We start from the raw sequence: 2,055 nt of genomic DNA on the forward strand, positions 1-2,055 counted from the left end.
GCGGTTTACCTGAGAATGACGGGCAGCCTTGATTCTCAATTTAACCTTGCTCCGGTCGGGGTTTACCTAGCCAACACCTCTCGATGTTGCTGGTGGTCTCTTACACCACCGTTGCACCCTTGCCTGCGAAGAATAAACTTCACATAGGCGGTTAACATTTCTGTGGCACTATCCTCACAGTCACCTGCACCGGACGTTATCCGGCGACCTGCCCTGTGGAGCCCGGACTTTCCTCAAAAGGCATGTGTCGTTGAATTTCTTCAAAGCCCCACGCTTTCGCGATTACCTGAACTACTTCCTTTAACATTTTATAACAATAGAAATTTATGTTGTAGTAAAATTTAAAACATGCAATATCTTAAAAAAATCAAAGGCTTGGTTGCTCGCCATAAAAACAGTCACGAACAGTCTCTGCCTGCAATCAGCAAATCCGAATATGTTCGTCAAATGTTTGACAAATTAGCTGTCGATTATGATTTGATGAACAATATAATTAGTTTTGGAAGACATAATTCTGTCAAAAAACAGGTAATTAATAATGTTCAAATAAAAGCAGGCATGAAAATTCTTGATGTATGCACAGGAACAGGTGATATCCCGATATTTATTGCAAAAAAATTCAATGATGCGGTTAAAATTACCGGCGTTGATTTTTCTGAAAAAATGCTTGAGATTGCCGCTAAAAGAACTAAAAAATATAAAAATATTGAATTTATAACAGCTGATGCTCTGAATTTGCCCTTTGAAGACGATTCTTTTGATGTGGTGTTCATAAGTTTTGGTTTGAGAAACCTGATTGATTTAAGAAAAGGCATTATTGAGCTTAAGAGAGTTACAAAAAAAGGCGGATATGTTGTAAATCTTGACATGGGAAAACCTAAAGGGATTTTAGGTCAAATATTCAGGCTTTATTTTTTCGGACTGGTTCCGTTATTGGGAAAATTAATTCATGGTAGTTCAGAGCCTTACGTTTATTTACCGGAATCCTGCGAAAGTTTCCCCGATCAAGATGAGCTTGTCAGGATTTTTTATGAACTTGGATTTGATGATGTAATAAATTATAATTTTGCTTTTGGCGCATTAGCAGGGCATGTTGCCGTAGTATAATTATAATTCAACTTTGGCATCCTCATTAAAAGGGTTGGTTCTTATAACAAGTGAGTATATAAAAGGATAATTAAATTTCAAATGGTTAATATATTGTAGCCACTGGGTTATAAGCGGATAATAAATGCGTTTTATGTCGTAGCATAGGTGTTCATAATCTTTTTTTGATAAATTATCAAGATTTTCCCTGTATTCTAATTCTTCTGTTAAGTGGCATATAGTCCATAAAAGATCGCTAAACAACTCATGTTCAAGTAAATTCTGATTTTCCAGTAATCCCAACAAAAATGGCTTTTCTTTGAGGAGGTTGTTTTTGAGTTTTATTAAATTTTCGGTACTAATTTTAATAACAAAATTGTGCTTATTGATAAGTTTTTTTGCATTCATTAATTCTTTTTCAGTCCAGTTGGATTCGATATTTAGAATTTGTCTGGCATCTTTTATATGTAAATCATCAATTGCCAGATCTTTAATCAGTTTAAGTCCCAGTTGGCTAAAAAATGCTCCTATGACCATATACATTTTATTTTGAAGTATATTTTTTTCCCTCGTTTTTAAGATATTAGTAATAATAAAAGTAACTATCAGTATCTGCAAAGGGAGAAAAGCAAAATCCTGCAATAAATAAAACATAGTGTCGTCAGGTTTTTTAAAAATAAAAATCTGAAAAGAGTATATTGATGCCGAAATAAATATTAGGGAAAAAATTACAACCAGCTGTTTAAAGATTTTTTTCATTCTTGCATACTCAAATTATGTGTTTAATTCAATCGATTATTTTAAGAATAATACAAAATTTTTATTTTTTTATCTTTTAAGCGGTTTTGGAATCATAATATAAACAATGAAAAAAATAACAATTCCCATTGTTGCAATAATTGTATAAATAAAAGCCTCGTCTGTTTCGTAGAAAAACATTTTTTATTCCCTGCCTAACTGGTTATACTA

2 protein-coding genes and 1 other RNA gene are annotated in these 2,055 nt (G+C 32.9%); 1 reads left to right on the forward strand and 2 read right to left on the reverse strand.

Going from position 1 to position 2,055, the window contains the following annotated elements:
- Positions 1-298: RNase P RNA component class A (rnpB, locus tag WCG23_13275), an RNA gene on the reverse strand; the annotation flags it as partial.
- Between the two features lie 50 nt (positions 299-348).
- Here rnpB and ubiE point away from each other — a divergent pair.
- Positions 349-1,107, forward strand: coding sequence for a bifunctional demethylmenaquinone methyltransferase/2-methoxy-6-polyprenyl-1,4-benzoquinol methylase UbiE (ubiE, locus tag WCG23_13280; protein MEI8390843.1), 759 nt, complete (start codon positions 349-351; stop codon positions 1,105-1,107).
- On the opposite strand, the gene WCG23_13285 is transcribed toward ubiE, so the two are convergent.
- Positions 1,108-1,845: a hypothetical protein gene (locus WCG23_13285; GenBank protein MEI8390844.1), complete on the reverse strand. Its 738-nt coding sequence runs from the start codon at positions 1,843-1,845 to the stop codon at positions 1,108-1,110.
- Positions 1,846-2,055 lie beyond the last annotated feature (210 nt).

The sequence above is a fragment of the bacterium genome (assembly GCA_037147175.1).
Taxonomy (GTDB): domain Bacteria; phylum Cyanobacteriota; class Vampirovibrionia; order Gastranaerophilales; family UBA9971; genus UBA9971.

What these genes read in the sequence shown, in the direction of transcription:
- ubiE (MEI8390843.1), top strand. Translation starts at nt 349, where the DNA reads ATGCAATATCTTAAAAAAATCAAAGGCTTGGTTGCTCGCCATAAAAAC.
- WCG23_13285 (MEI8390844.1), bottom strand. Translation starts at nt 1,845, where the DNA reads ATGAAAAAAATCTTTAAACAGCTGGTTGTAATTTTTTCCCTAATATTT.